Source organism: Methanobrevibacter sp. (genome assembly GCF_045646045.1).
Taxonomy (GTDB): Archaea; Methanobacteriota; Methanobacteria; order Methanobacteriales; family Methanobacteriaceae; genus Methanocatella.
In genome coordinates, this window is sequence record NZ_JAZRJY010000097.1 from 1 (window position 1) to 5,937 (window position 5,937).

A 5,937-nucleotide genomic window follows, 5' to 3' on the forward strand; every position below is an offset into this window, starting at 1 on the left:
TTTTTTATATTTTTAGTATTTGCTCTTTTTAAAAAAGTTGTTGGTGAAAAGTAGTTTGTTAAATATTTTATATAATATTTAGAATAATCCTCGACATTATTGTGTCGAGGTTGTTTCTTTGTTCATAAATTCGATTTCAAAAGCTATAACGGGATATTCCAAAGTAAAGTTTGTTATTACTTCAGGAGATATTTCACCGAAGAATCCTTCGATAGTACCGTTTTTAGCTTCACCAACTAAATCTGCAGCCCTACCGTAAATAAATGAAGGGTTTTCGCTGTCGGAAATTTCCATTGAATATCCTAAATTAGAAACAACGCTTGTCACAACAGATTTAATTTCAGTAAAGTTAGCGGTTGAATGACAAATCAAACCTGCTAATTTTTTGGAAGGTCTGACTTTATTTTCAGTAGTTTCATCAATATATAAAACATCACCAATCTCAAATATCTTTTGAGGCAAGTCTTCATGTTTGTTGTCTTCTAAAAATTCCATTAAGCTGTTGATTAAACTAGTACGAATCATGGTTCTGTCAATTGTAATAGGTCTTGCAACCTGAACATGATCCTCTTCAGCTTGTTTCATGAATTCATAATGTGATTCCTCGTTAGTAAGCATTAAACTCATTACTTCCTGGAATCCCAAACCAATCATGACTTCACGAATAGTACTTTCAGCCTTAAACCAGTCATTTTCATAAGCTACTGTATTGATGTCAGGCAATTCGGCTTCAATAGAGTTAATTCTGTACTGTACAGCAATGTTTTCCACAACATCAACTTCGTGTAAAATGTCAACTCTATATGCCGGAACAAATACTTTCAATTCATTGTCATCCAATATTTCAGCATCAAAACGTGCTTTTAATAATAATTCTTTAATGTCTTCAGCATTTAAATTGATTCCACCAATCAATTCATTTGCAGTATCAACATGAACATTAATCTCCTGCGGAGTTAAGTCTGGTGTAACAACAGTTTTATCGGAGTATTTAACTTCCATACTTTTGATTTTTCCACCAACTTCAGCAAATGAACAGCATATGATGTTCAATGCCTGGTTAACTGCTCTTTCATCAGTACCTGTAACATCTACAATAATGTTTTTGGTATCTTCTTTGATTTTGGTCAACTCTCCGTTAATGATTGGGGGCATTGATAAAACATTGTCATCACAGTCCAGGATTAATGGATATTTATCAAATTTGTCAATTAAATGAGCATAATCCTTACCTTTGTCATGTTCGGTTAAGATTTCTTCGGGAGTCATTGGAGTATCTTTTTCAAGAGGAACAAAAGCATTTTCCTGTTTTGGCGTTGCAATATATTTAAATGGAGCTTTTACAACATCTGCATTGTGAATACCAATAGCTACTTTTTTTCTGTCTCTTCCGATTACCCAATGAAGATTTTCCTGGAAATCCATAATATATTTGAGTTTATCGCCAGTAAAATCAACATCATCGATTTTTGCAAAGCCAATGTATGGTCTGATTTCAGCTACATCATCTTCAACGGTAACACTTTCTCCGGAAGATGTTACTTCATAGTCTGGAAGACCTGTTTCCTGACCGATAAATCCTTTAAAAGATCTAGCTACTCCTTCGACAGATAAATTGTCCGGACGGTTAGGGAAGAATTCCACTTTAATTTCTTCATCATCAAAGTCTTCAATGTCACTAGACATCATTGGTAATGTGTCTATTAATTCATCTTTCTCCATATCTATTCCTAAATCTTTTAAATCTTGATATTTAAATGTTATAACTGGCATTTAGCATACTCCATAGAATTTGATTATAATCCGTAAATCATCATGAAAAATAATGATTCGATAAGAAAATGTAGCGCCCTATGTTCCAATTCGCCCATATGGCCTATTAAAACAGTATGGCTTACATCAATTATAAAATGAATTGTGGCTGCTAAAATTCCTATTGTAGGTGATAGGAAGACTATGGATAATACTATAAAGTGAAATACTGCTTCCATTAATTCGTGGACTACCCATGTTTTCCATGGGGAATTGTCAACTGAATGGTATATTAAACCGCCTAGGATAATGTAAAAGTTATTTAGAACTTTCCACATTAATTGCGTGTGTATTATATCGCTTATAGCTAAAACAATTGCAACATAAAACCATAGTAATTCCATTATTTAACAGTCCTTTAAAGATTTATAATATAATTATTTATGAATATATTATATTATATATTTATCTATGATTTTTTTGTCTTTTGGTGTTTAGCATTTTTTGATTTAAACCCTTATTCGCAGGATATGTCATTATTTTGGGCATTCAATGTGTTGTAATAATATCCTTTTTGTTCCAGCAATTCTTCATGACTTCCCTGCTCAATAATATGTCCGTCTTCAATTACGAGTATTTTATCCGCATCCCTAACGGTTGAAAGTCTATGGGCTATAATAAAACTGGTTCTATTTTTCATTAGTTTATTCATGGCCTTTTGAATTATCATTTCTGTTCTTGTATCAACAGATGAAGTAGCTTCATCAAGAATTAATATTTGTTTGTTGGAAAGTATTGTTCTTGCAATTGTTAATAGCTGTTTTTGCCCATGGGAAATGTTATCTGCATCTTCGTTTACTATAGTTTCATATCCATCAGGATTTTGCATTATGAAATGGTCTGCATGTGCTTCTTTTGAAGCGGTTATGATTTCATCTTCTGTAGCATCTAATTTTCCATAACGAATATTGTTAAATATAGTATCATTGAATAGCCATGTATCCTGAAGAACCATACCTACAAGAGATCTGAGACTGTGTTTGTCGTATTCGTTAATGTTTACACCATCAATTGTTATTTCACCACTATTTACATCGTAGAATCTCATGAGTAATTTGACAATGGTTGTTTTACCCGCTCCGGTTTCACCTACGATAGCTACTTTTTCTCCTTTTTTGACTTTAAATGACAGGTCTTTTATTATCAGTTCATCTTCAGTGTAACCAAACTTAACGTTTTCAAAGATAATTCCTTCATTTATCTCTTTGATTTGTTTTTCGGATGGGTTTTCTTCAGCATCTATTTTCATGAATTCAAATATTCTTTCACTTGCAGCCATTGCAGTTTGTATCATATTCATTATTCTGGTTATCTGTTCAATTGGTGTTGTGAAGTTTTTGGAGTATTGGATAAATGCTAATATATCTCCAACACTTATTGCATTTTGAAGTACAAGCACTGCTCCAATAACTGATATGGCTACATACTGTAAATTGGAAATGAAATGAATTATTGGGGCGGATAGGCTTGAAAAGAATTTAGATTTCCATTCTTGTTCGTACCAATTTTCATTTTCTTCATCAAAAATTTTCATTGATTTATCTTCCTGGTTAAATGAACGTATGATTTCATGGCCGGTAAATGACTCTTCAATTTGTCCATTTAATCTACCCCTGTATTCCAATTGTTTTAAATAATAATTTTGAGAGAATTTAGTAATTTTGACTATAATGAAAAATGAAATTGGAACTAATACTATGGTGATAATTGCTAACCATAAATTAATGGACAGCATCATTATTGTAACACCGATTATTGTAACAACACCTGTTAAAAATTGGTTAAATGTCTGAAGGATTCCAGATTGCAGAGAATCCACATCGTTTGTAATTCTTGATAAAATATCTCCTCTGGTGTTTATATCCAAATCTTTCATTGACAAGTGAGTTATTTTTTCAATTAACTCTTTCCTTAAATTATAGCCAATATCTGTAGTTATATCAAGCAATAGATAACTTTGAATGTATGAAAAGACTGCACTTATGATATATAAAATTCCGATTGTAGTAAGCAAATTGATTATATACTCCAGATTCATGTTTCCGGATGTTATTCCGTCAAATATTGCTGTTGTGGCAAATCCTATTAAAAGAGGACCTATCACTGAAAATACTGTTGATATGATTCCGCAGATTATTGTAATAGTCATCTTCAATTTATATCCTTTTAATAGGTTGAATATGTTTTTTATGGATTGTCTGGTATTTGCCGGGTTCTCTGGAGGCGCTCTTCTAGCTTTTCTTGCCATTTTATTTGCCTCCTATTGTTTTTCTGGCATGGTCTGTATCTATAATAAAACTGGAGGATTCTTCATCATATAATGTCTCTTTTGACTGTTCTATTTGTGAAGATACAATTTCTCTGTAAATATCACAGTTTTCATTCAGATAATCATGACTGCCTTTATCAATTATCTCTCCTTCATCAAGCAGAATTATTTCATCAGCATCCATAATTGTTGAAATCCTCTGTGAGATAATCACCATTGAAGAATTTTCTTTTAAACTTTTTAAATTTTTTTTCACTTTTGCTTCGGTATTCATATCAAGGGCTGAAAAGCAGTCATCAAACAGATAAAAGTCACGTTCGGATATTATTGATCTTGCCAACTGAAGACGCTGTTTCTGCCCTCCTGAAAAATTAGTTGCTCCCTGTGAAACGGCATCATCTAAACTTTCTATAAAGTCTACTTCTGCTATTTTTAATGCTTTTTCAATCTCTTCATCACTTGCATCTTCCTTACCTATTTGCATATTTGATCTTATTGTTCCTTGAAAAAGAATTGCTTTTTGCGGAGCATAAGACATTATATCTCTAATTGTGGATAATTTATAATCTTTGATATTTCTGCCACTAATTAGGATTTCCCCTTCGCTTACATCCTGAAGACGTGGAATTAAGTTTAGGATTGTAGATTTTCCACTTCCAGTTCCTCCAATTATTGCAGTGGTCTTTCCTTTCTCTAATTTAAAATTAATATCTTTTAATATTTCTTTTTTACTTCCGGGATAAATGTAAGTTACATTTTTAAATTCGATAGTGGGATTATCATCTATTTTATCAATCGGACCGTCGCTAATTGATGTTTCGGTATTTATTACTTCAGCAACACGTCTTCCTGATACTAAAATTCTCGGAATCATTACCAAAAATCCTCCCATCATTAAAAATGCCATTACAATTTGTGTAGCATATTGGATGAATGCTATTATAGTTCCAGTTAATATTTCACCTCTAATTGCATCATATGCTCCAAAGTATAAGATAAAAATTACCATCAAATTCAGCAATAATGTCAGTGCGGGCAATAAAATCATAAGAATTCTAAAAACTTTCAGATTTGCTGATTTGTACTCTTCATTAATTTCTTCAAATTTTTCTTCTTCGTAATCCTGCCTTACGAATGCCTTAATAACTGGCATGCCTATTAATATTTCTCTTGATGTTTGGTTTATTTTATCAGTCAGTTCCTGTATTATGTTAAAGAATGGCACAATTTTTATGAATATTATAATGAAAGGAATTATTATTGCGGCAAATGTCACTGCAATAATCCATAAAAGATTGGTTCCAAGTTCCATAGCTTTGATTATACTTCCTATACCCAATATTGGTGAAAATAGTATTGTTGTAAAAAACATGCCTAAAAAAATCTGTATTTGGTATACGTCGTTAGTGTTACGTGTAATAAGAGATGCTCTTGATATTTTATTCAATTCAAAATTTGAAAATTTTAAAATTTTTTCATAACTTATTTTTCTTAAATCTCTTCCGTATGCTGCTGATACTTTGCTTGAGAAGTATGAAAGGCCAATTGTGGCTAAAATCCCTATTAAGACCATGACCATCATCATGGTCCCTACACTTATTATGTAATTGAAATCCGTGTTTTGTATTCCTATATCTACAATATCTGCAGTGTATGAAGGTAGGGTTAGGTTACAGTAAACATCAATTAATAGGAATAATATAATAAGAAAAATCGGAATAATGTTCTTTTTTAATGGTTTAAGTAATTTTCCTATTGTTGTAAATGTTTTTTTCATATCCATACATTTCAACTTCTAGTTTATTTTTTTAATTTTATTTTTTTTTTAATTATATATAAATATTATTTTAATTAAT

At 31.5% G+C, this 5,937-nt stretch carries 4 protein-coding genes; all 4 read right to left on the reverse strand.

Features of this window, described 5'->3' with window-relative positions; translation table 11 throughout:
* Positions 1–96 precede the first annotated feature (96 nt).
* Positions 97–1,773 carry a phenylalanine--tRNA ligase subunit beta gene (gene pheT / locus ACKI5C_RS06600; protein ID WP_407432382.1) on the reverse strand — a complete coding sequence of 559 codons (1,677 nt, stop codon included), beginning with the start codon at positions 1,771–1,773 and terminating at the stop codon, positions 97–99.
* A gap of 23 nt (positions 1,774–1,796) precedes the next feature.
* A complete protein-coding gene (locus tag ACKI5C_RS06605) occupies positions 1,797–2,156 on the reverse strand; it encodes a hypothetical protein (RefSeq protein ID WP_407432383.1) in 360 nt (119 codons plus the stop codon).
* Between the two features lie 113 nt (positions 2,157–2,269).
* Positions 2,270–4,060, reverse strand: a complete 1,791-nt coding sequence (locus ACKI5C_RS06610; protein WP_407432384.1) for an ABC transporter ATP-binding protein — start codon at positions 4,058–4,060, stop codon at positions 2,270–2,272.
* Position 4,061: 1 nt separating this feature from the next.
* On the reverse strand, positions 4,062–5,864 hold the full coding sequence (locus ACKI5C_RS06615; protein WP_407432385.1) for an ABC transporter ATP-binding protein: 1,803 nt from the start codon (positions 5,862–5,864) through the stop codon (positions 4,062–4,064).
* Positions 5,865–5,937 lie beyond the last annotated feature (73 nt).

Coding starts and splice junctions, on each gene's coding strand:
- ACKI5C_RS06605 (WP_407432383.1), bottom strand. CDS start 2,156: ATGGAATTACTATGGTTTTATGTTGCAATTGTTTTAGCTATAAGCGAT.
- ACKI5C_RS06615 (WP_407432385.1), bottom strand. CDS start 5,864: ATGGATATGAAAAAAACATTTACAACAATAGGAAAATTACTTAAACCA.
- pheT (WP_407432382.1), bottom strand. CDS start 1,773: ATGCCAGTTATAACATTTAAATATCAAGATTTAAAAGATTTAGGAATA.
- ACKI5C_RS06610 (WP_407432384.1), bottom strand. CDS start 4,060: ATGGCAAGAAAAGCTAGAAGAGCGCCTCCAGAGAACCCGGCAAATACC.